We start from the raw sequence: 21041 nt of genomic DNA on the forward strand, positions 1-21041 counted from the left end.
GAGCACGACACGCCGCCGTCAGATGAACAACAGGTGAACAGTCCCGGAACAGTTCACCGAACGGCCCACCGGCGGTCGAAAACGCTCAGGTTCACCCCCCACGATGGGTGCCGTGACCGAGACGCTTCTGCTCGCGCTCGTCGTCGTGACCGCACTCGCCTTCGACTTCACGAACGGGTTCCACGACACGGGCAACGCGATGGCCACCTCCATCGCCACCCGAGCCCTCAAGCCCCGGACCGCCGTCGCGCTGTCCGCCGTCCTCAACCTCGTCGGCGCCTTCCTCTCCCTCGCCGTCGCCGCCACGATCGCCAAGGGCATCGTCGACGCCGGGGTGATCACCCTGCCCGTCGTCCTCGCCGGCCTGGTCGGCGGCATCGTCTGGAACCTCATCACCTGGCTGTTCGGCATCCCGTCCAGCTCCTCGCACGCCCTCGTGGGCGGCATGGTGGGCGCCGTGCTCGCCGCCGTCGGCACGTCGGGCGTGCTGTGGGAGGGCGTGATCTCCAAGGTGCTCGTGCCCGCCCTCATCGCCCCCGTGGTCGCCATCGCGGTGGCCGGCGTGGGCACGTGGCTCGTGGCCCGCCTGACCCGCGGCGTGCCGCAGGACGTGACGAACCGCGGCTTCCGCTGGGGCCAGATCGGCTCCGCCTCGCTCGTCTCCCTGGCGCACGGCACCAACGACGCGCAGAAGTCGATGGGCATCATCCTGCTCGCGCTCATCGCGGGCGGCGCCGTGCCGGCCGACTCCGGCGTCCCGTTCTGGGTCATCCTGTCCTGCGCCCTCGCGATGGCGGTCGGCACCTACCTGGGCGGCTGGCGGGTCATCCGCACCCTCGGCAAGGGCCTCGTCGAGATCGACACCCGCCAGGGCATGGCCGCCGAGACGTCGTCCGCCGCCGTCATCCTGCTGTCCAGCCACTTCGGCTTCTCGCTCTCGACGACGCACGTCGCCACCGGCTCCGTGCTCGGCTCGGGCGTCGGCATGCCGGGCGCGAAGGTCCGCTGGAGCGTCGCGGGCCGCATGTTCGTGGCCTGGATGGTCACCCTCCCCGCGGCCGGCCTGGTCGGCGCGCTGTGCCACTGGCTGGAGTCGTCCATCGGCGGCGCCGCCGGCACGATCGCCGTCTTCGTGCTGCTGGTCGTGGCGTCCGCGGCGATCTGGGTCGCCTCGCGGCGCAAGCCCGTCGACCACACCAACGTCAACGAGGCCTGGGACGAGGAGAAGGGCGCGTCCGTCGAGCCCGTCGCCGCCACCACCGGCGAGGCCGGCGGCGAGCGCGTCGGGCCCGTGCCCGCCGTCGCCACCGCCTCGTCCGTCGCGCCGGCCGTCGCCGCCGTGGGCACCGTCAGCGCCCCGTCCAACCCGAAGGTGGGAGCATGAACTTCATCGAGTGGGGCTCGCTCGGCCAGGTCCTCGTGGCCGGCCTGATCGTCGGCGCAGGCATCCCCGCGCTCTTCGCGCTCGGGCTGCGGCTGCTGGCCGGTACGACGCCGGCCGACGCGTCGGGCGGTCCGGTCTCCCCGTCGTCCTCCGACGCGAACGACGCCCCGACGTCGCGCGCCGTCGCCATCCCGCGCCCGTCGCCGGCCCGCCTCGCGGGCGCCATCGCCTGCATGGGCGTCGTCGTCGGGGCCATCGCCTTCGGGCTGGTCTTCCTGGTCTCCGGCGGCCACTGACCGACCTGCCTTCGAGCACGCGATCCGTCGCACCATCCGACCTGATGGCGCGACGGATCGCGTGCTCGGCCGCGTTTCCGGCTCAGCGGACGGCGGCAGCCGCGGCGGCGAGGGCCTGCGCGGCACGGTCGTCGCCGAGCCGCTCGCACGCGTCGACCGCCGCGGCGGTGCGCGGCTCGCGCAGCGCCGACAGGGTCGCGCGCAGCACGTCGGCGTCGTGCACGGTGCCCAGCAGGTCCTGCAGCTCGCGGTGGCGCGCGACGACGTCGTCGGCCCAGCGGTCGGTGGCGCGGTCGCCGGACGTCGCGAGCACCTCGGCGGCGTAGCGCGCCCGGCGGGCCGCCTTGCGCAGGCGGTGCACGACGTCGGGCGGCGGCCGGTCGCCCGTCCCCGGACCCCGCCAGGCGGCGACCGGCCCGGCGTGCCGTCCCACCCGTCCCAGCTCGCGCACGACTGCGGGGCGCAGGGTCGTCGCCGCGGCCTCCCCGGACCGGTCGGTCAGCGGCGGCGCCGTGACGAGCGCGTCGAGCCGCGCGGTGAGGTCCCGGCAACGGGCCGACGCGAGCGCCGCCGTCACCTCCGCCCGGGCGGCGGCGTCGGCCGCGACCAGCGCGCCGTCGAGCGTCGCCAGACCCGCGAGCACCTCGGGCGAGGGCCGCTCGAGGCCCGCGGCGAGCTCCGCCAGGCCCGTCCGCCGCACCTCGGCGTCGCGCGCCGCGCCGAGGGTGCGCACCCACCAGGTGAGGGCCCCGACCGTGCCCGGCTCGGGGGCCGTGCCGTCCCGGAAGACTCGCAGCGTGGCGCGCAGCCGCCGGACCGCCACGCGGGCGTCGTGCACCGCGTCGGGCGCGTCGTCCGGCGCACCCGGTGCCCGGGCCGCGGCCGTCCGCACGTCGTCGTGCCCGCGCAGGATCGTCTCCGCGTGGACGCGGATCGCGGCGCCGAGGGCGTCGCCGGCGGTGCGGGTCATGCTCGATCCTCGCCCGGCGACGCTCCCGCCGCGCGAGGTCAGGCGCGCACGGCGCCGACGGCGCAGCCCGCCGAGGTAGTACCGGGGGCTGCCGAGGTAGTACCGGAACGGGCGAGGTAGTGCACCCTTGCGTGAGGTAGTCAGATTCCACCCGGGCGGTACTACCTCGCCGCGTTCGGTACTACCTCGCCGCGTTCGGTACTACCTCGCCGCGTTCGGTACTACCTCGGCAGCCCGGGGACTACCTCGCGGAGCCTGGTACTACCTCGGCGGGAGGGTGGCGGCCTTGGCGGCCAGCACCCGGCGGGCGGAGGCGTCGACCTTCTTCGCGAAGTCCGGGTCCTTGCGGGCCTTCGCGACCAGGGCGTCCGCCATCGCGGGCGCGACGGACGGGTCCGCGGACGCGAGCACCAGGTCCACGCCGGCGTCGACGGCGTCCACCGCCCGCTCGCCGGGCGAGCGGTCCTGCACCTGGGCGGCGGCCGACACGTCGTCCGTCATGACGACGCCGTCGAACCCCAGGTCGCCGCGCAGGACGTCCTCCACGACGACGGGGGAGAACACGGCGGGCTCGTCCGGGTCGATGCGCTCGTAGACGGCGCTCGACATCATCACGTAGCGGGCGCCCGCCTCGATCCCCCGGGCGAAGACGCGCACGGACGCGTCGTCGCGGGTGGTGACGTCGTCCGTCACGCGGGAGTCGGTGTCGGTGTTCTGCGTGACGCGGCCGAGGCCCGGGAAGTGCTTGATCACGGGCTCGACGCCGGCGGCCCGCTGGCCCGCGCCGAACGCGTTCGCGGAGCGCACCACGGACTTCGGCGTGTAGCCGTAGTTCCGGCCGAAGTAGCCGATGGGCGGGTTGTCCGCGGCGGCGTCCTCGTCGACCAGGTCCATCACGGGCGCCAGGTTGAGGTTGACGCCCGCGGCGGCGAGCTCGTCGCCCCAGCCCTCGGCGCGGTCCTGCAGCGTGGCGGGCTTCCACGTGGCCTGCTCGGTGGCCTTGGGGATCTCGGAGAAGCCCGGGCCCCGCAGCACCTGGACGAGGCCGCCCTCCTGGTCGGTGGCCACGAGCAGCGGCGTGGCGTGCGTCGAGCGACGGGACACGAGGCCGGTGTACTCGTCGACCAGCTCGCGGGTCGCCTCCGCACCGGCCGTGCTGCGGCCGTGCAGGAACACGTTGCCCACGTGCTTGTCGCGGACCGACTCGGCGCTCACCGCGGCCGGGTCGCTGACCGACACCCCGACCATGAGCAGCTGGCCCACCTTCTGCTCGAGGGTCCAGCCCGCGAGCACGTCGTCGGGCGTCGGGGTGCCGGTGGGCTCGGGGGTGGGGGGCGCCGTCGCGCTCGGGGACGCGGTCGTCGGGCTCGGGGACGGGCTGGGTGAGCTCGACGGCGAGCCCTCCGAGGCGGAGGATGCCGGGCCGGGCGACGGCTCGCTGCCCGCGCCGGAGCACGCGGCGAGGAGGACGACGACGAGCGTCGTGGCGAGCGAGGCGGCGACGGCCCGTGCGGGCCGACCGCGGGTCACGCGCGTCGGGCAGGTGCACCGTCGCGGTGGGCGAGGGTCGCGAGCGCGTCCTGCCAGTGCGCCTGCGAGTTCGTCGCGTGCTGGGCCGTGTCGATGTTCTCCTGCCTCACGGACACGACCGTACCCGTCTCGTCCGGTTCGAGCGCAATGCGAATCTCGTGGTAGTTGTCCTCGACGTCCGCGAGCTCGGCCAGGGGGGAGAAGTGCGTGAAGTGCAGCAGGCGCGGGCGCTCGACGGCGATCACCACGCCCTTGTCGGCGAACTGACGGCCGAAGAAGTGGCCCTCGAACGTGATCGGGCTGCCCGGCCGGAAGTCCGTCTCGATGTTCGCGCCGAGCATCCAGCGCGCGCCGGGGTGCATGAGCTCGGCCCACACCCGCTCGGGCGGCTGGGTCACGTGGATCGACGCCTCGGCCACGTGCGGGTAGCGGTGCTCCGACGTGCTGGTGGGGCTGGTCATGGTGGGGGTTCCTTCCGCCGGCTCCGGTTGGTTCCGACCCTAGCGCCGGGCCCTCGCCGCCGCCGTCCCCGACGGCGTCGTGGCCGCGAGCCCGCGCACGAGGGCGAGCACGTCGTCGACCGACTCTGCGGGGTCGGTCACCGGCGCCTGCACGTGCCGGACGGCGCCGGCCGGGTCCACCAGGAGCGTGACGCGCTTGAGCCGGTCGGAGCCGCCGGCGCGGAACACGGGCAGCCGCAGGGCGGACGCGGCCAGCCCGTCCTGGTCCGACGCGAGCAGGTAGGGCAGCTCGGCGTGGGCGGCGAACGCGGCCTGCTGCTCGGGGTGCTGCGTGCTCACGCCGAGCACCCGTGCGCCGGCAGCCTCGAGGTCGGCGTGCCGGCGGCCGTAGGTGACGCACTCGAGCGTGCAGCCGGCGGTGCCGGGCACCTCGCCCCAGCGCGGCGGGTAGCCGTGGGTGCCGGGGGCGTACGCGCCGGGGAAGAAGAACAGCGCGGTCCACCGGTCGGGGTCCACGAGCCGCACGGTGGAGCCGTCGTGCGCCGTGAGCGCGACGTCGGGCACGTGCGTGCCCTCGAGCGCGCGCGCCCGCGCGAGGTCGCCGTCGCCCAGCGCGCCGCTGACCTCGCCGTCGCCCATGACGAACCGCGTGCCCCACTCCTGCAGCGCCAGCAGCACGGGGAGCAGGCCCTCGCCCCGGGCGGTGAGCCGGTAGTCGTGGCGCGGCGGGCGCTCGGAGTACGGCACCTTCTCCAGGACGCCGTGCTCGACGAGCCCGCCGAGCCGCTCGGTGAGCGCGCGGCGGGACAGCCCGAGCTCGCGGTCGAAGCCCTCGAACCGGGTGACGCCCGCGGCCGCCTCGCGCACGATCAGCAGACTCTGCCAGTCGCCGACGACGCCGAGGGACTGCGCGATGCCGCACGAGCTGTCGGCAAGGTCCTCGCGGCGCATGGGGCACATCCTCTCGCCGGGCCGGGGTGTGCGTCCATCCCGCGCCGTGGGGTAAGTTCCAATTTGGAACTTACCAACGACGACGCGGCCCCGCCTTGTTCCCGGCGGGCCCCGCGGAGTCTCATCGACGAGGAGGTGGCCCGGTGGCCACGAGTGCACGGCCGTTCTGGACCTACTGGGCCGCGAGCACCACCAGCGGCGTCGGCACCGCCGTCACGACCGTCGCGCTGCCGCTGGCCGCGGTGACCGTGCTGGACGCCGGCCCGGTCGAGACGGGCCTGCTGGCCGCGTCGTCGTACCTCGCCTGGGTGGTGCTCGGCCTGCCCGCCGGCGCGATCGTGCACCGGCTGCCGCTGCGCGCCACGCAGGTGGCGGCCGACCTGGCGCGCGCCGCCGCGATCCTCGCCGTCCCGCTGGTCTGGTGGCTCGGGGAGCTCTCGTTGGTCCACCTCGTGCTGGCGGCGCTCGCGGTCAACGTGGCCGAGGTGTTCTTCTTCACCGCCAACACGACCTTCCTGCCGACGGTGGTGCCGAAGCACGAGCTGACCAGCCGCAACAGCCTCGTCTCGGGCACGCAGGCCGCCACGCAGCTCGGCGGGCCGTCGGTGGCGGGACTGCTCGTGCAGGCCGTGGGTGCCGTGCCCGCGCTGCTGGTCGACGCCGTGTCGTACGTGGTGTCGGCCCTGCTGCTGCGGCGGCTGCCCGAGCGTCACGAGCCCGCCCTCGGCGACGGGCAGGCGCGGCCCGGGATGGGGCAGATGATCGCGGAGGGCTGGCGGTTCGTGGTGCGGCACCCGGTGATCGCGCCCGCCACCTGGTGGGCGTGCGTCGTCAACCTCGTGTGCGGCGTGCAGGCCGGGCTGTTCGCGCTCTACCTGGTGCGCGACCTCGACGCCCCGGCCGCGATGGTGGGCGTGCTGCTCGCCGCCGACGGCGTGGGGTCGCTGCTCGCGGCGGCCGCCACGCCGTGGCTCGTGCGGCGCTTCGGGTCCGCGCGGGTGCTGCTGCTCGACGGGTTGGTCGGGTTCGCCGGCGCGCTGCTGGTCCCGCTCGGCGCCGGCGCCGCGGGGTGGCTCTGCTTCGCCGTCGGCACGATGGTCTTCGGGGCGTCCGTGGTGCCGGGGAGCGTCGTGACGCGCACCTACCGGCAGGTCGCGAGCCCGCCCGAGCTGCTCTCGCGGGTGATGGCGACCGTACGGTTCGTCTCCTGGAGCATGATCCCGCTCGGGTCGCTCGCGGCCGGCGTGCTCGCCGCGCACGTGGGCAGCCGAGCCGTGCTGCTCGGCTCCGCGTTCGTGCTGCTGCTCGGGCCCGTCATCGTGGGCCTCAGCCCCGTGCGGAGGCTGCGGAACCTGGAGGACCACGACGCAGCGGCCCACGACCGGCCGGTCGCTACCCCGGCGTCCCGCTGACCGTCCCGGTCGGAACGGCAGTTCTGGCTCGGCGCGGCAGTTCGAACTGCCGCGCCGAACCCGAACTGCCGCTGCGATCAGGCGAGGGCGTCGGCGGCCGCCGCGACGAACGCGTCGACCGTCCCCGGCGCGGTGTCCCAGGCGCACATGAGCCGCACCTCGACGCGGTCGGGCGTCTCGCCGTCGGCCCAGTCGTAGAAGCGGGCGACGGCGCGCAGCCGGTCGGCGGCGGGGCGGGGGAGCGTGGCGAAGACGGCGTTCGCCTCGGTGGGGCGGGTGATGCGCACGCCGTCGCCGTCCGACCCGGCCAGCGCCTCGAGCCCCGCGCGCAGCCGCGCGGCCATCGCGTTCGCGCGCGCGGCGTTGCGGTGCCACAGCGGCTCCGCGTCGTCCGGCTCCCCGAGCAGGGCCAGGAGCTGCGCGGAGACGAACCGCGTCTTGGACGCGAGCTGCATCGTCGCCTTGCGCAGGAACGGCACGGCGGCGGCGGCCGCCTCCCGCGCGCGGGCGGACGCGGCGTCCGGGGCGTCGTCGGGCCCGAGGACCAGCACGGCCTCGCCGAGCATGCCGCCGTTCTTCGCGGCGCCGAGGGAGACGACGTCGACGCCCGCGTCGGTGGTGAGGGCCCGCAGCGAGCAGCCCAGCGTCGCGGCCGCGTTCGCGAGGCGTGAGCCGTCCACGTGCACGGCCATCCCCAGGTCGTGCGCGACGTGCGTCAGCGCCCGCAGCTCCTCGAGCGGGTAGACGGTGCCGAGCTCGGTCGACTGCGTGAGGGACAGCACCGCGGGGTGGGCGCGGTGCACGTCGTCGCGCTGCCCCGCCCAGCGCGCGACGTCGTCGGGCGTGATCCGGCCGTCCACGGACGGGCAGGCGAGCAGCTTGAGGCCGCCGACCCGCTCGGGCGCGCCGTTCTCGTCGGTGTTCACGTGCGCGACGTCGGACACCACGACGCCGCCCCAGCGCGGCGACAGCGCGGTGAGCGACACGACGTTCGCGCCGGTGCCGTTGAGCACGGGGAACGCGAGCGCCCCGGCGCCGAACACCTCGCGCACGCGGGCGTCGAGGCGCGCCGTCCACGGGTCGTCCCCGTACGCGACGGCGTACCCGTCGTTCGCCGCGGCGACGGCGGCGAGGACGTCCGGGTGCGCGGGCGCGTAGTTGTCGGAGGCGAACGGCGGGAGGGTGCGGGGCTCGGTCACGGGCTCAGGGTAAGGGCGTCACCGGGGCGGTTCCTGGACGGCCTCCGCACCGGGGCGCCCGCCGGTGGACTCCCGCCACACGATGCGGTGGATCGGCGCGCCGGGCGCCGGACGGGGCTCGCCTCGCACGGTCGCGACCAGCCGGCGCATCGCGGTGCGGCCGGCCTCGGGGAAGTCGACGTCGACGGTGGTGAGCGACGGCATCATCAGCGCCCCCATCGCGAAGTTGTCCCAGCCGGTGACGACGAGGTCGTCCGGCACCGACCAGCCGCGCTCGGCGGCGCCGCGCACCACGCCCGCGGCGAGGTAGTCGTTCCCGGCGACGACCGCGAGGGGTGGCGCGTCCGCGGGGATCTCGGCGACGGCGCGACGCGCGTCGTCGCCCGACCAGGAGCCGCCGATGACCCCGAGGGACACGACGTCGGCCGTGGTGGGGTCCGCGGCGGCCCGGGCGACGGACGCCAGGTACACGTCGCGGCGGGCGCGGGCCGAGGCGTAGTGGTCGGGGCCCGCGACGTGCACGAACCGGCGGTACCCGGCGGCCACGAGCGCCCCGACCAGCACCTCGACGGTGCTCGCGTCGGCGAGGTTGCCGACGCTGCGCATCTGCTCGTCGAACGTGGCCTCGGCGACGACGGGCGCGCCCCCGTCCGGACTCGCGGAGCCGGACGGGTCCGCGAGGGCCGCGGGCAGCACGGGGACGAGGGTGAGGACGCCCTCGTACTGGCCGCTCTCGGCGAGGTCCCGGACGCGACCGGTGCGCTCCTCGAGGGTGCCGTCGACGGTGTGGGTCTCCATCACGTACCCCGCCGCCTCGGCGACCTCCCCGGCGCCGGTGAGCAGCCTGACCTGGTGGTCCAGGCTCGCGCCGGTCACCACGGCGAGCCGGCCGGACCGCCGGGTGCGCATGGACCGTGCGGCGAGGTTGGGCCGGTAGCCGACCGACTCGGCCACCTCGAGCACCCGCGCGCGGGTGGCCGCCGAGATGGTGCCGCGCCCGGTGAGCGCGTAGGACACCGTCGCCTGGGACACCCCGGCGAGGCGCGCGACGTCGCGGCTGGTGGGTGGGTTCGGCACCGCCACAGTATGACCTCCCTCACCTCTCGCCTTGACAGGTCCGCTGCCCGGCGGCCAGTCTGATCACCGCTGCATGATACGTATCATGCCGGATCGTCAGCCAGCTCGTTCCATCGGAGGAACCATGCTCACCATCGGGATCGTCGGCACGGGCGGCATCGCCCGGGCGCACGTCGACGGCTACCAGCGCTTCGCGGGGGAGTGCGAGATCGTCGCGCTGTGCGACCCCGCCCCGGGCCGCGCCGAGGCCATGCGCGCGGAGCTCGGGCTCGACGGCGCCCGCGTCTACACCGACGCGGCCGAGATGCTCGCCGCCGAGCAGCACCTCGACCTCGTCAGCGTCGCGACGCCGCCGTCCACCCACGCCGCCCTGTCGATCCAGGCCCTGGAGGCCGGCGTCGACGTGCTCGTCGAGAAGCCCATGGCGCCGTCGCTCGAGGAGTGCGACGCGATGATCGCCGCCGCGCAGGACAACGGCCGCCTGCTGTCCGTCGTCGCGCAGAACCGGTTCCGCGACGACATCGCGACCCTCAAGGAGGTGCTCGACTCCGGCCTCGCGGGCCCCGTCACGCACGCCCAGGTCAGCTCCGCCTGGTGGCGCGGCACCGAGTACTACGACCTGTGGTGGCGCGGCACCTGGGAGCGCGAGGGCGGCGGCTGCACGCTCAACCACGCCATCCACCACCTCGACATGACGCTGTGGATGCTCGGCTCGCCGAAGGCCGTGACGTCGGTGCTCACCAACGCCGCGCACGAGAACGCCGAGGTCGAGGACCTGTCGGTGAGCGTGCTGCAGTACGACCGCGCGCTCGCCGAGGTCACCGCCTCCGTGGTGAGCCACGGCGAGGAGCAGGCGATCGTCGTGCAGGGCCGGAACGCGCGCGTCTCGCAGCCGTGGAAGGTCGAGGCGAACCTGGCCAACCCGAACGGCTTCCCCGCCGACGAGGACGACACGGAGCGTGTCGCGCAGATCGAGGCCGTCGCGGCGGCGCACCGGCCGCTGGAGCACACCGGCCACGCCGGGCAGATCGCCGACATGCTCGACGCCGTGCGCGAGCGCCGGCGTCCGGCCGTCGACGGCGATGCCGGCCGCCGCGCCATCGAGCTGGTCACCGCCATCTACGAGGCGGGCATCGAGCGCCGCACCGTGGACCTGCCGCTGTCGCCCGACGACCCCTACTACCGCACCGGCACCCTCCTGGAGCGGGCGCCGCGGTTCTTCGAGAAGACGGCGTCGGTGGGCGAGCTGCCGGGCGCGATCACGGTGGGGGCGAAGGCATGAGCGCGGGCAGCCCGATCAGCGCGGCGAGCACCGCGAGCGGCGCCGCGTACGCGCCGGAGCCCGTGCCCGCGCCCGTCGTCGAGCCGGGGGAGTTCGTCTTCGCGGCGACCAGCCTCGACCACGGCCACGTGTTCGGCATGTGCGAGGGCCTCGCGGGCGCCGGCGGCACCCTGAAGTGGGTGTACGACCCCGACCCGGCCAAGGTCGAGGTGATGCGCAGCAAGTTCCCCGACGTGCGGGTGGCGCGCAGCGAGGCCGAGATCCTCGACGACGCCGAGGTGCGGCTCGTCGCGGGCGCCGCGGTGACGTCCGAGCGGGCGCCGCTCGGGCTGCGGGTGATCGAGGCCGGCAAGGACTACTTCACCGACAAGGCGCCGCTGACGACGCTCGACCAGCTCGCCGCCGCGCGCGAGGCCACGGCCCGCACCGGTCAGAAGTACGCCGTCTACTACTCCGAGCGGATCCACGTCGAGGCGGCCGTGCTCGCGGAGCAGCTCATCGACCGCGGGGCGATCGGTCGCGTGCTGCAGGTGATGGGCCTGGGCCCGCACCGTCTCGGCACCGGGCGACCGGACTGGTTCTTCGAGAAGGAGAAGTACGGCGGCATCCTGTGCGACATCGGGAGCCACAACTTCGACCAGATGCTGCACTACGCGGGCGCGAAGGACGCGGAGATCAGCCACGCCGCCATCGCGAACTACCACCACCCGGACCACCCCGAGCTGGACGACTTCGGCGAGGCCGGCATTGTCATGGACAACGGGGCCACCGGGTACGTGCGCGTCGACTGGTTCACGCCGGACGGGCTGAGCACGTGGGGCGACGGCCGCACGATCATCCTCGGCACCGAGGGGTACATCGAGCTGCGCAAGTACGTCAACGTCGGCACCGGCGAGGGCGGCGGCCACGTGTTCCTCGTCGACGGCGAGGGCGAGCACCACCTGGTCGCGGACCGCCAGGTCGGCTTCCCCTACTTCGGGCAGCTCATCCTCGACTGCCTGGAGCGCACCGAGAACGCGATGACGCAGGAGCACGCCTTCAAGGCCGCCGAGCTGAGCGTCCTCGCCCAGCAGCAGGCCCGGGTGCTGACGCCCTGACCCGCGAGGGTCGTGGGGGGGGGGCGGGGGGGGGGGGGGGGGGCCCCCCCGGCCCCCCCCCCCCCACCCCCCCCGCGGCCGCCCCCCCCCGGCTGGCCCGGCGCTGGCCCGGGGGGCCCGCGGCGGGCGACCCCCCCCCCCCCCGCGCGCCGCGGGCCCCCCCCCCGCGGGGGCGGGGGGCGGGGGGGGGGGGGGGCCGGCCGCCCCCCCCCCCCCCCCCCCCGCCCCCCCCCCCCACGACCAGGGACGGTCAGCGGCCGTGGTGGCCGTGGCCGTGCCCGTGCGACCGGGAGAGGTCGACGCGCACGAGGTGGCCGTCGGGCGGGGCGCCCTCGCCGGGCAGCGCGTTCGTGGTGGCCAGGAGGTCACCGTGGTCCCACTCGAGGCCGGCGGGCAGCGCGGTCTCGACGACGGTGCGGTTCCCGTGGCGCGTCACCTGCGTGATCTTCCCGCCGAACAGCTCCGCGACGTAGACGTCCCCGGACGGCGAGACGGCAAGGTTCGTGGCGCTGAGGAGGTCGCCCGCGACCATCCGCACGGAACCCGACCAGGGGTTCACGCGGTAGACCGCCGCCCGCGCGCCGAGGCTGTCGTCCTCCGGCCCGCCGGGCAGGGTGGTGACGTAGAGCTGGCCCCAGGGGCCGACCTCGACGTCCGTGGGGACGGGCTCGAACCAGTACGTCTCGCCGACGACGCAGTCCGGCAGGCCGAACATCGCCGCGGCGTCCGCCGTGACGACGGCCGGCTGCGCGGGCAGCACCGCGACGGTGCGCACGCGGCCGCGATCGCTCACGGAGAGGATCGCGTTCATGCCCGCGTCGGCGACGAAGGTCGTGCCCCAGCCGCGGGTGGTCGCGTAGGGGTGCGAGTCCTGGATCCCCTCGTACCGGACCGGGATGCCGTCCGGCGGTGCCTGGTCCAGGCAGGCCTGGTCGACGTCGCGGAACCCGTAGGTGACGTCGCCGTCCGGGTTGTTCGCGTCCTCGTACGCGCGGACGTCCGCGAGCGTGCGCGCCGGGCCGGTCGGGTCGCCCTTCTTGTCGAGGCGCAGCGTCTTGATGCTCGACGCGACGGGACCCGTCTCGTCGTCGATGAGGGTCTCGGTGAACGTGAGGCGGCGGTCGCGGTAGGAGACGCCGCCCACCTCCTCGCCGTTCGCGGACGCGTAGAGGACGGTGGCGTCGCCGCGCTTGTCCACCTCGGTGAGCAGGCCGGCGAAGTTCTGGGTGACGTACGAGGTGCCCTTGGCGCCGACCGCGGCGCTGAGCGGGGTGACCAGGCCGGAGGCGATCTCGGTGACCGTCGGGGGCTTCGGTGCGGGCTTGCCGCCGTGGGCGGCGGCGGGACTCGCGGCGAGCAGCAGCGCCGTCGCTGCTGCGGCGGCCGCGGTGAGGGCGCGTCTCATGGGATCTCCAGGGCTCGACGGTGAGATGGCACAGCACTGTCGAGCCTGCGACCGCCCGGGGGCGCTCGCACCGGCGGGGTGCCGGCGGCGGGGGTGAAGCGCGGGTGATTCGGGATGCCCTCGGCACCGGTCCCGCGGCGCGCTCTCCGCGGCGCCGTGTCCGCGGTCAGCCGACCCGCAGCTCCACCCACACCAGGCGGTGGTCGCTGGACGGGAACGGGTACGTGCCGGTGAGCCGGGACAGCGGGTCGGCCTGCGTGGGCCAGAACACGCCGGCGTCGCGCACGGGCAGGCCCCTCGACGGCAGCACGTAGTCGGCCCGCAGGTTGCCCGGCGCGGTGTCGGCGAAGTCGGCCGTGTCGAGGGCGGGGTCGCCCCGGTGCGTCGCGTTGGCGCCGCCCTGCAGGGACGACGCCTCGACCGCGCCCTCCGACGTCGGGCGCGGGTCCGTGACCCGCGGGTGGTCCAGGAGCTGGTCGATCGCCGCGTCCACCGAGTCGCCGTCGAGCGGGTCGGCGTTCTGGTCGCCGAGGATCACGAAGCGCTCGCCGGGCTTCAGCCCGCCGCGCCCGCCCTCGTCGTCGTAGACGTAGCGCGAGGCCTTCCCGGGCGTCACGTAGTCGGCCCAGAACCGGATCTCGTCGTGGTTGCGGCGCCCGTTGCGGTCCTCCGGCCCGTCGAACGTCGGCGGGGTGGGGTGCGCGGCGAGCACGTGCACCGTCTCGCGGCCCACGCGGACGGGCACGTCCCAGTGCGACTTGCTGGACAGCCGCACGACGTCGAGCTCCGCGGGGGAGTACCAGTCCGCGGGCTCGGGCGTGGCGGGGTCGTCGGGCAGCAGCGCACCCGGCATGTCCTTCCACAGGAAGTGCTGGAAGGTGCGCACGTTCCGGGTGTCGATCGGGTACTTCGACAGCACGACCATGCCGTACTGGCCCGGGAACTCGCCGAAGCCGAAGGCGTCGTTGCCGCCGCCCACCGTGCCGCTGTTGTCGAGGTCGACGCCGCTGGGGATCCCCGTGTTCGACGGCGCGGTGTACGCGTAGCGGTAGCGCACCGGGTCGGCGCCGCCCTGCGGCACCTCGAGGTAGTTCTCGCGGAACAGGTCCACGCTCGCGTGGGCGGCGTCGTGGTCGAACTCGTTGAGCAGGACGACGTCCGGGTCCGCGCGCTGGATGACCTCCGCGACCGTGCGGGCCTGCGGGTCGTCGCCGGTGGACAGGTCGGCCTGCAGTTCGCCCTCCGCCGCGCGGTTCAGCGACAGGTTGTACGTCGCCACGCGCAGCGAGCGGTCGGGACCGTGCCCGCCGTGGTGCCCGCCGTGGTGCCCGTGGGCGCTCGCGGCGAGGGGGAGGAGGGCGGTGGGGAGGGCCACGGCGAGCGCCGTGGCGGCCGTGAGGGTGCGTCGTCGCATCGTGGGCGTGGTCACCCGGCCGACGCTAGCGCCGGCCGGTGACGCCCGCCTCAACGGCGCGTGAACGTCGGCCGCGGGGTGAGGGCGGACGCGCCGTGTGTCATCGTTTCCGGGACGTACGGGACACGACGGCGCACGACGGCGCAGGAGGTGACGGGAATGGGTTCGGTGACGTCCTCGACCGGCCGGGTGGTGGTCGTCGGGTCCACCAACGCGGACCTGCTCGTCGGCGTGACGGCGCACCCGGCGCCCGGCGAGACGGTCCTCGGGCACGGCATGCGCGTCATGTCCGGCGGCAAGGGGGCCAACCAGGCCGTCGCGGCCGCCCGGCTGGGCGCGGACGTCGCGTTCGTCGGCGCGGTGGGCGACGACGAGTTCGCCGACGCGGCGCTCGCGGGGCTCCGGTCCGCCGGTGTCGACCTCACGGCCCTGGCGGTCGCGCCCGGGCGCCGCACCGGCATCGCGATCGTCACCGTGAGCGACGACGGCGAGAACTCCATCGTCGTCGTCCCCGGCGCCAACGGGGCCGTCGACGAGGCCATGGTGAGCGCGCACGCCGGTCTCGTCGCGGGCGCCGCGAGCGTCGTGCTGCAGGGCGAGATACCGCGGGCGGCCATCGAGGCCGCCGCGCGGACCGCGCAGGGCCGGCTCGTCGTCAACCTCGCGCCGGTGCTCGACGTCGACGAGGACGTGCTGCTGCGCGCCGACCCGCTGGTGCTCAACGAGCACGAGGCGCGGCTCGTGGCCGGGGCGCTGGGTGTCCCCGCCGAGGAGAGCGAGGAGGTGCTGGTGCGAGGCCTGCTCGCGCGCGGGGTGCGGTCGGTCGTGCTGACCCTCGGGCCCCGCGGGGCGCTGGTCGGGCAGGACGACGACGTGACGGCGGTGCCGGCGCCGCGGGTGCGCGCCGTCGACACCACGGGAGCCGGCGACGCGTTCGTCGGAGCGCTCGCCCACGGGCTGGCGCGGGGAGACGGCCTCGTCGACGCCGCGCGCACGGCGGCCCGCGTCGGCGCGTACGCCGTGCGCTCCCCGGGCGCGCAGGCCTCCTACCCGTCGGCCGGCGACGAGCTGCCCGCGGTGTGACCCGCGGCAGCCGTGTCGTCGGGCGAGGTGTCGGTGGGCCGGTGCAACCTGGGGAGATGAGTCAGCACACGTACCCCCACGGGGTCCCGAGCTGGATCGACCTGGAGGTCGCCGACGTCGACGCGGCGCTCGCGTTCTACGGCGCGCTGTTCGGGTGGCGGTTCACCGAGAAGCTGCCGCCGGGTGCGCCCGGGCGGTACGCCGTGGCGTCGTGGGACGGCACCGACGCGACGGCGATCGCCGCGGTCGCCACGCCCGACCCGGGGTACGACGGCGAGCCGGCGTGGCACACGTACCTCGCCGTGGACGACCTCGAGGCCGCGGCGGCCCGCGTCGCCGAGCTGGGCGGCGTGGTGAGCTCGCCACCGCAGCAGGTCGGCCCGCCCGGGCAGGCCGCCGGGTGGATGGCGCGCATCGTCGACCCGGAGGGCGCGCCCAGCCGGCTCTGGCGGGCCGGCACCCGCGCCGGGGCGCAGCGCGTCAACGAGCCCGGCACCTGGAACTTCAGCAACCTGCTCACCCCTGACGTCGACGCCGCGCTGCGGTTCTACGGGCCGCTGCTCGGCTGGGAGCGCAGCGACGACCTCGGGGCCGGCATGGCGCGGGTGCCCGGGTACGGCGACCACCTGGCCCGCACCGTGGACCCCGGCATCCACGAGCGGCAGGAGTTCGTCCCGCCGGGGTTCTCGGACGTCGTGGCGGGGGTGCTGCCCGCCGACGGGCCGGCGCGGTGGTCGGTCGTGTTCGCGGTGGTCGACCGGGACGCCGCCGCCGAGGCCGCCGAGCGGGCCGGCGCCGTCGTGCACGCGACCGAGGACACCGAGTGGACCCGGGAGGCGACGATCCGCGACCCGTTCGGCGCCGACCTCGTGCTCTCCCAGTTCGCCCCGCCGCCCGAGTTCGTCGCCGCCGAGGCCGAGGCCGGGAAGTCCTGACGCCTGCCGGCGTCGGGTGTCAGGGGCGTCGCGCCTGCACCCACATCACGGGGGTGTCCATGAACGTCGCGCGCGCGACCTCCCGTGCGTCCACGAGCCCCGCGTCCGTGAGCAGGCGCTGGATCCCGCCGTCGGCGTTGTCGTCGCGGTGCTGGTTCGCCCCGATCTCCCGGTGGTGACGGTGCCCGCCGTGCCCGTGGTCGTGCCCGCTGTCGTGACCGTGCTCGCCGCCGTGCCCGGGCGCGTCGAGGTCCGCGATCGTGACCGTGCCGCCGGGGCGCAGGACGCGGACGAGCTCGGCGGCGAACCGGCGCTTCTCGTCCAGGGGCACGTGGTGCAGGGCGAGGGAGGACAGGACGTGGTCGATGCCCGCGTCGGCGGCCGGCAGCCGGTCGGCGAAGCCGCGCACCAGCGTGAGCGAGCCGCGCCGCCCGACCCGCCGCCGTCGGGCCTTGCGGGCCGCGCGGCGCAGGGCGGCGCCGTCCGGGTCGAGGCCGGTCACCGCGGCGTCGGGCACCGCGCGCAGCACCGTGAGGGCGAGGTTGCCGGTGCCGCAGCCGACGTCGAGCACGCGCTGGCCCGGCTGGATCGCGGCCACCTCGACGGTGCGGCGGTGCAGCCGCCCGGCGTGCCGCCACCAGCTCTGCACGTCGTACCAGGGCATCTTCCACGCGCTGCTCATGCCGGGCAGGTAGGCGCGGTCCGCCTCGTCCGGGCGGACGTCGTCGAACAGGCGCACGCCGCGCGCGGCGTCGTCGGGGCCCTGCGGGGGTCTGCTCACGACGCCACGCTAACCGTCGTGGCAGGGTGACGGGATGACGACGGTCGCCCAGCTACGCCAGGCCGCCCTCGCCCTGCCCGAGGCGGCCGAGAGCGCGCGCGCCGGCATGGTGTCGTTCACCGTGCGGGGCAAGGGCTTCGCGTCGGTGACGCGGGACGACGTCGTCCAGCTGCACCTCGCGACGGAGGACGTCGACGCGGCCGTCGCCGACGTCCCCGGGGCGGAGCCGCTGACCCGCGGGGCGACCCTGCTCGGGGTGCGGCTCCCGCTCGCCGCGCTGGACGGGCAGCAGCTCAACCACTGGGTCCGGCGGGCGTGGTCCGTCCGTGCACCGCGGCGGCTCGCGGCCGCGCTCGCGGCGGCCGACACCGCCGAGCCGGGGGAGGTGGGCGACCTGCCCGCCGCCATCGGACGCCCGGCCACGCGGGCGCTCGCCGGCGCTGGTGTCACGACCCTCGCCGACGTCGCCGCGCGGACCGACGCCGAGCTCCTGGCCCTGCACGGCGTCGGGCCGAGGGCGGTGCGCATCCTGCGCGAGCAGCACCTCTGACCTGCGACGACGCGGGCCCTGGCGCGCCGCGACACCACCCGGCGCCAGATTGACACCAGAAATGACGCCAAAGAGCTTGTGGTGACACCACGATGGTGTCATAGTGGAGCCATGGACCTCACGAGATACGTCGACGCGCTGCAGCAGCAGCTCGGCACCGCAGCCGCCGCCGGCGGGGACGAGGCGCGGGAGCTGGCCTCCCGCCTGACCGCCCCGCTCGACGCCGCCGCCCGGCTGGTGCTGCTCGAGGCGCTGTCCGACGCGGCGGGGGAGATCTCCGCCGATCTGGCCCCCGGCTCGGTCGACATCCGGCTCCGCGGCGGTTCCCCCGAGTTCGTCGTCACCGCACCGACCGGGCCGTCCGAGCCGGCGCAGGCCCCGGCGTCCGCCCCGACCCTGGAGGCGACCGGCCCGGGCTTCTCGGTGAGCGTCGACCTCGAGGGCGGCGCCACCACCCGCACCACCCTGCGCCTGCCCGACCACCTCAAGACGCAGGCCGAGACCGCCGCCGCTCGCGACGGCGTCTCCGTCAACACGTGGCTCGTCCGTGCGGTCGCCGCCGCGCTCGAGCAGTCCACCGGACGCCCGGCCGCCCAGGCCCGTCCGCAGCAGCGCGGCTCCGGCCGCGTCACCGGCTGGGTGCGCTGATCCCTTCGCACGTCCGCGCACCGCACCGCCCCCGTCCTCCCCCTGACACCACACCGACACCACTGTTGGAGCTCCGTCATGCCCACTTTCCCTGCCCCCCAGCCCGTCCCCGTCCTCGTCGACGTGCCGTTCGCCAACGTGCACGTGGTCGCCGGGGAGCGTGACGACGTCGTCGTCACCGTCCTGCCGACCAACGCCAAGTCGGGCAGCGCACGCGCCGCCGAGTCGGTGCGCGTCGACCGCGACGGCGACGCCGTGTCGATCACGTACCCCGGCTCGTGGAAGCAGTACGTGCTCCCGTTCGCGTCCGGCACCGCCGACATCACCGTCGAGCTCCCCGAGGGCTCGTCGCTGAGCGGCAAGGTCGGCTCGCTCTACGCCGAGGGCTCGCTCGCCGCCGTCGACATGACGCTGTCGGCCGGGAACGCCCGCGTCGACGACGTCGAGCGGCTCGACCTCAAGGTCTCCGCCGGCTCCGCGACCGCGGGCCGCGTCACCGGCTCCCTCGACGTCAAGGTGAGCGCGGGGTCCGTCTTCGTGGACGAGGTCCTCGGCGACGGCACGATCCGCGCGACCAACGGCACCACGACCGTCGGCTCCGTGACCGGGACCCTCGAGGTGCACGGGGCGCACGGCGACATCGCCGTGAGTCGCGTGCGCGGCACCCTCACGGCCAAGTCGGCGCACGCCGGCATCCGGGTCAACAACCTGGAGTCCGGCGCCGTCACCCTCACGACCTCCTTCGGATCCATCGAGGTCGGGGTGCCCGAGGGCACCGCCGCCTACCTCGACCTCTCGTCGGAGAGCGGGACCGTCCGCAACCAGCTGACCCCCACCGAGGGGCCGGTCGAGGACGAGACCACCGCAGAGATCCACGCCAGCACCGGCTTCGGCGACGTCGTCGTCCGCCGGCCGTGAACCGACCGAAGAACGGAGCAACGGACATGACCACACCTCAGACCACCGAGCCCGCGATCCACGTGCAGGGCATCGAGAAGTCGTTCGGCGAGCTGCACGTGCTGCGCGGCGTCGACCTCGACGTCGCCCCCGGGAGCATCTTCGCCCTGCTCGGCTCGAACGGCGCCGGCAAGACCACGCTCGTGCGGATCCTGTCGACGCTGCTCAAGGCCGACGCGGGCACCGCCGTCGTGCACGGCTACGACGTCGCGGCCAAGCCCGGCGACGTGCGCCGGTCCATCAGCCTCACCGGCCAGTTCGCGGCCGTCGACGAGGTCCTCACGGGCCGCGAGAACCTCGTGCTCGTCGCCAGGCTGCGGCACCTGCCGGACGCCGGCGCGATCGCCGACGACCTGCTCGCCCGGTTCTCGCTCACCGAGGCCGGCGGCCGCCGCGCGGGGACGTACTCCGGCGGCATGCGGCGTCGGCTCGACATCGCCATGAGCCTCATCGGCGACCCGCCGATCGTCTTCCTCGACGAGCCCACCACGGGTCTCGACCCGCAGGCGCGGATCGACGTCTGGGAGACCGTCAAGGAGCTCGCCAGCAACGGCACCACCGTGCTGCTCACCACGCAGTACCTCGACGAGGCCGAGCAGCTCGCCGACCGGATCGCCATCCTGCACCAGGGGACGATCATCCAGAACGGCACCCTCGCCGAGCTCAAGCAGCTCCTCCCGCCCGCCAAGGTCGAGTACGTCGAGAAGCAGCCGTCCCTCGAGGACGTCTTCCTCTCGCTCGTCGGCGCGACCGGTACCGAGAAGGAATCCTGATGACCACCCACGCCCTCGCCGACACCAGCACCCTCACCGGGCGCTCCCTGCGGCACATCCTGCGCAGTCCCGACACCATCATCACCACCGCGGTCACGCCGATCGCGCTGATGCTCCTGTTCGTCTACGTCTTCGGCGGGGCCATCGACCTCGGCACGGACGAGTCGTACATCAACTACATGCTGCCCGGCATCCTGCTCATCACCATCGCGTCGGGCGTCGCGTACACCTCGTACCGGCTGTTCCTCGACCTGCAGGGCGGGATCGTCGACCGGTTCCAGTCCATGCCGATCGCCCGCTCGAGCGTCCTGTGGGCGCACGTCCTGACGTCGGTCGTGGCGAACCTCGTCTCGGTCGCGATCGTCGTCGGCGTCGCGCTCCTCATGGGCTTCCGCACGGGGGCCTCGTTCGGGGCGTGGCTGGCCGTGGCCGGGATCCTGGCGATGTTCACGCTGGCCTTGACCTGGCTCGCCGTGCTCGCCGGGCTGTCCGCGAAGACCGTCGACGGCGCGAGCGCCTTCAGCTACCCGCTGATCTTCCTGCCGTTCATCAGCTCGGCGTTCGTGCCCACGGACACGATGCCCGGCCCGGTCGCCTGGTTCGCGGAGAACCAGCCGGTGACGTCCGTCGTCGACACGATCCGTGCCCTGTTCGCGGAGCAGCCCGTCGGCAGCGACATCTGGGTCGCCCTCGCCTGGCTCGTCGGCATCCTGGTGGTCGGCTACGCCCTCGCCGTCGCCGCGTACCGGCGGCGCGTCGGCTGACGACGCCGCGCGACCGCGCCACGCACGGCCGAGCCCCGGTGGTCCACCGCCGGGGCTCGGCCGTCGTCCTGC

The 21041-nt window shown here is 75.1% G+C and carries 21 protein-coding genes; 12 read left to right on the forward strand and 9 right to left on the reverse strand.

Annotated elements, in window-relative coordinates:
* Positions 1–112 precede the first annotated feature (112 nt).
* Together ACH443_RS09970 and ACH443_RS09975 are read left to right on the forward strand one after the other, a co-directional pair.
* Positions 113–1384, forward strand: coding sequence for an inorganic phosphate transporter (locus ACH443_RS09970; RefSeq protein ID WP_429765358.1), 1272 nt, complete (start codon positions 113–115; stop codon positions 1382–1384).
* The gene (locus ACH443_RS09975; protein ID WP_429765360.1) at positions 1381–1680 is read left to right on the forward strand and encodes a hypothetical protein; all 300 of its coding nucleotides are present in this window, start codon (positions 1381–1383) and stop codon (positions 1678–1680) included. Before ACH443_RS09970 ends, ACH443_RS09975 begins: the two co-directional genes overlap by 4 nt.
* 82 nt (positions 1681–1762) lie before the next feature.
* Here ACH443_RS09975 and ACH443_RS09980 read toward each other — a convergent pair whose 3' ends face one another.
* The 4 genes from ACH443_RS09980 to ACH443_RS09995 form a co-directional block, all read right to left on the reverse strand.
* Positions 1763–2650 carry a CHAD domain-containing protein gene (locus tag ACH443_RS09980; protein WP_430590200.1) on the reverse strand — a complete coding sequence of 296 codons (888 nt, stop codon included), beginning with the start codon at positions 2648–2650 and terminating at the stop codon, positions 1763–1765.
* Positions 2651–2911: 261 nt separating this feature from the next.
* Positions 2912–4180: a glycoside hydrolase family 3 N-terminal domain-containing protein gene (locus ACH443_RS09985; protein ID WP_430590201.1), complete on the reverse strand. Its 1269-nt coding sequence runs from the start codon at positions 4178–4180 to the stop codon at positions 2912–2914.
* The gene (locus ACH443_RS09990) at positions 4177–4641 is read right to left on the reverse strand and encodes an SRPBCC family protein (protein ID WP_429765366.1); all 465 of its coding nucleotides are present in this window, start codon (positions 4639–4641) and stop codon (positions 4177–4179) included. The genes ACH443_RS09985 and ACH443_RS09990 overlap by 4 nt, the downstream gene beginning before the upstream one ends.
* Before the next feature lie 39 nt (positions 4642–4680).
* The gene (locus ACH443_RS09995; RefSeq protein WP_430590202.1) at positions 4681–5592 is read right to left on the reverse strand and encodes a winged helix-turn-helix transcriptional regulator; all 912 of its coding nucleotides are present in this window, start codon (positions 5590–5592) and stop codon (positions 4681–4683) included.
* Positions 5593–5735: 143 nt separating this feature from the next.
* On the opposite strand from ACH443_RS09995, the gene ACH443_RS10000 reads away from it, so the two are divergent.
* Positions 5736–7004 carry an MFS transporter gene (locus ACH443_RS10000; RefSeq protein WP_430590203.1) on the forward strand — a complete coding sequence of 423 codons (1269 nt, stop codon included), beginning with the start codon at positions 5736–5738 and terminating at the stop codon, positions 7002–7004.
* Positions 7005–7081: 77 nt separating this feature from the next.
* On the opposite strand, the gene ACH443_RS10005 is transcribed toward ACH443_RS10000, so the two are convergent.
* Together ACH443_RS10005 and ACH443_RS10010 are read right to left on the reverse strand one after the other, a co-directional pair.
* Positions 7082–8203 carry a threonine aldolase family protein gene (locus tag ACH443_RS10005; RefSeq protein ID WP_430590204.1) on the reverse strand — a complete coding sequence of 374 codons (1122 nt, stop codon included), beginning with the start codon at positions 8201–8203 and terminating at the stop codon, positions 7082–7084.
* 18 nt (positions 8204–8221) lie between these two features.
* Positions 8222–9280, reverse strand: a complete 1059-nt coding sequence (locus tag ACH443_RS10010; protein WP_429765372.1) for a LacI family DNA-binding transcriptional regulator — start codon at positions 9278–9280, stop codon at positions 8222–8224.
* Positions 9281–9404: 124 nt separating this feature from the next.
* Between ACH443_RS10010 and ACH443_RS10015 the strand changes: the two genes are divergently transcribed.
* Together ACH443_RS10015 and ACH443_RS10020 are read left to right on the forward strand one after the other, a co-directional pair.
* A complete protein-coding gene (locus ACH443_RS10015; protein WP_430590205.1) occupies positions 9405–10562 on the forward strand; it encodes a Gfo/Idh/MocA family protein in 1158 nt (385 codons plus the stop codon).
* Positions 10559–11659 (forward strand): Gfo/Idh/MocA family protein, encoded by a 1101-nt coding sequence (locus tag ACH443_RS10020; RefSeq protein WP_430590206.1) that lies wholly within the window; start codon positions 10559–10561, stop codon positions 11657–11659. Before ACH443_RS10015 ends, ACH443_RS10020 begins: the two co-directional genes overlap by 4 nt.
* 250 nt (positions 11660–11909) lie before the next feature.
* On the opposite strand, the gene ACH443_RS10025 is transcribed toward ACH443_RS10020, so the two are convergent.
* Complete coding sequence (locus ACH443_RS10025; protein ID WP_430590207.1) at positions 11910–13064, reverse strand: ScyD/ScyE family protein; 1155 nt, start codon at positions 13062–13064, stop codon at positions 11910–11912.
* Between the two features lie 166 nt (positions 13065–13230).
* The gene (locus tag ACH443_RS10030) at positions 13231–14478 is read right to left on the reverse strand and encodes an endonuclease/exonuclease/phosphatase family protein (protein WP_430590229.1); all 1248 of its coding nucleotides are present in this window, start codon (positions 14476–14478) and stop codon (positions 13231–13233) included.
* 159 nt (positions 14479–14637) lie between these two features.
* Here ACH443_RS10030 and ACH443_RS10035 point away from each other — a divergent pair, with 159 nt between their 5' ends.
* Together ACH443_RS10035 and ACH443_RS10040 are read left to right on the forward strand one after the other, a co-directional pair.
* Complete coding sequence (locus ACH443_RS10035; protein WP_430590208.1) at positions 14638–15561, forward strand: ribokinase; 924 nt, start codon at positions 14638–14640, stop codon at positions 15559–15561.
* A gap of 56 nt (positions 15562–15617) precedes the next feature.
* Entirely contained in the window at positions 15618–16496 is an 879-nt protein-coding gene (locus ACH443_RS10040; protein ID WP_430590209.1) for a VOC family protein, read from the forward strand.
* Positions 16497–16515: 19 nt separating this feature from the next.
* Here the strand turns inward: ACH443_RS10040 and ACH443_RS10045 are convergent, their stop codons facing one another.
* Complete coding sequence (locus tag ACH443_RS10045) at positions 16516–17277, reverse strand: class I SAM-dependent methyltransferase (RefSeq protein ID WP_430590210.1); 762 nt, start codon at positions 17275–17277, stop codon at positions 16516–16518.
* A gap of 34 nt (positions 17278–17311) precedes the next feature.
* Between ACH443_RS10045 and ACH443_RS10050 the strand changes: the two genes are divergently transcribed.
* The 5 genes from ACH443_RS10050 (at position 17312) to ACH443_RS10070 (ending at position 20969) form a co-directional block, all read left to right on the forward strand.
* Positions 17312–17827, forward strand: a complete 516-nt coding sequence (locus tag ACH443_RS10050; RefSeq protein WP_430590211.1) for a hypothetical protein — start codon at positions 17312–17314, stop codon at positions 17825–17827.
* 111 nt (positions 17828–17938) lie between these two features.
* Positions 17939–18475: a histidine kinase gene (locus tag ACH443_RS10055; RefSeq protein ID WP_430590212.1), complete on the forward strand. Its 537-nt coding sequence runs from the start codon at positions 17939–17941 to the stop codon at positions 18473–18475.
* A 78-nt stretch (positions 18476–18553) separates the two neighbouring features.
* Positions 18554–19393, forward strand: a complete 840-nt coding sequence (locus tag ACH443_RS10060) for a DUF4097 family beta strand repeat-containing protein (protein ID WP_429765387.1) — start codon at positions 18554–18556, stop codon at positions 19391–19393.
* Between the two features lie 26 nt (positions 19394–19419).
* Positions 19420–20205 (forward strand): ABC transporter ATP-binding protein, encoded by a 786-nt coding sequence (locus ACH443_RS10065; protein WP_430590213.1) that lies wholly within the window; start codon positions 19420–19422, stop codon positions 20203–20205.
* On the forward strand, positions 20205–20969 hold the full coding sequence (locus tag ACH443_RS10070) for an ABC transporter permease (protein ID WP_430590214.1): 765 nt from the start codon (positions 20205–20207) through the stop codon (positions 20967–20969). The genes ACH443_RS10065 and ACH443_RS10070 overlap by 1 nt, the downstream gene beginning before the upstream one ends.
* The last annotated feature ends 72 nt before the right edge of the window (positions 20970–21041 follow it).

The organism is Isoptericola sp. NPDC019571 (assembly GCF_044389385.1).
In the GTDB taxonomy this organism is placed as follows: Bacteria; Actinomycetota; Actinomycetes; order Actinomycetales; family Cellulomonadaceae; genus Isoptericola; species Isoptericola nanjingensis.

What these genes read in the sequence shown, in the direction of transcription:
- ACH443_RS09975 (WP_429765360.1), top strand. Translation starts at nt 1,381, where the DNA reads ATGAACTTCATCGAGTGGGGCTCGCTCGGCCAGGTCCTCGTGGCCGGC.
- ACH443_RS09980 (WP_430590200.1), bottom strand. Translation starts at nt 2,650, where the DNA reads ATGACCCGCACCGCCGGCGACGCCCTCGGCGCCGCGATCCGCGTCCAC.
- ACH443_RS09990 (WP_429765366.1), bottom strand. Translation starts at nt 4,641, where the DNA reads ATGACCAGCCCCACCAGCACGTCGGAGCACCGCTACCCGCACGTGGCC.
- ACH443_RS09995 (WP_430590202.1), bottom strand. Translation starts at nt 5,592, where the DNA reads ATGCGCCGCGAGGACCTTGCCGACAGCTCGTGCGGCATCGCGCAGTCC.
- ACH443_RS10015 (WP_430590205.1), top strand. Translation starts at nt 9,405, where the DNA reads ATGCTCACCATCGGGATCGTCGGCACGGGCGGCATCGCCCGGGCGCAC.
- ACH443_RS10020 (WP_430590206.1), top strand. Translation starts at nt 10,559, where the DNA reads ATGAGCGCGGGCAGCCCGATCAGCGCGGCGAGCACCGCGAGCGGCGCC.
- ACH443_RS10025 (WP_430590207.1), bottom strand. Translation starts at nt 13,064, where the DNA reads ATGAGACGCGCCCTCACCGCGGCCGCCGCAGCAGCGACGGCGCTGCTG.
- ACH443_RS10030 (WP_430590229.1), bottom strand. Translation starts at nt 14,478, where the DNA reads ATGCGACGACGCACCCTCACGGCCGCCACGGCGCTCGCCGTGGCCCTC.
- ACH443_RS10035 (WP_430590208.1), top strand. Translation starts at nt 14,638, where the DNA reads ATGGGTTCGGTGACGTCCTCGACCGGCCGGGTGGTGGTCGTCGGGTCC.
- ACH443_RS10040 (WP_430590209.1), top strand. Translation starts at nt 15,618, where the DNA reads ATGAGTCAGCACACGTACCCCCACGGGGTCCCGAGCTGGATCGACCTG.
- ACH443_RS10050 (WP_430590211.1), top strand. Translation starts at nt 17,312, where the DNA reads ATGACGACGGTCGCCCAGCTACGCCAGGCCGCCCTCGCCCTGCCCGAG.
- ACH443_RS10055 (WP_430590212.1), top strand. Translation starts at nt 17,939, where the DNA reads ATGGACCTCACGAGATACGTCGACGCGCTGCAGCAGCAGCTCGGCACC.
- ACH443_RS10060 (WP_429765387.1), top strand. Translation starts at nt 18,554, where the DNA reads ATGCCCACTTTCCCTGCCCCCCAGCCCGTCCCCGTCCTCGTCGACGTG.
- ACH443_RS10065 (WP_430590213.1), top strand. Translation starts at nt 19,420, where the DNA reads ATGACCACACCTCAGACCACCGAGCCCGCGATCCACGTGCAGGGCATC.
- ACH443_RS10070 (WP_430590214.1), top strand. Translation starts at nt 20,205, where the DNA reads ATGACCACCCACGCCCTCGCCGACACCAGCACCCTCACCGGGCGCTCC.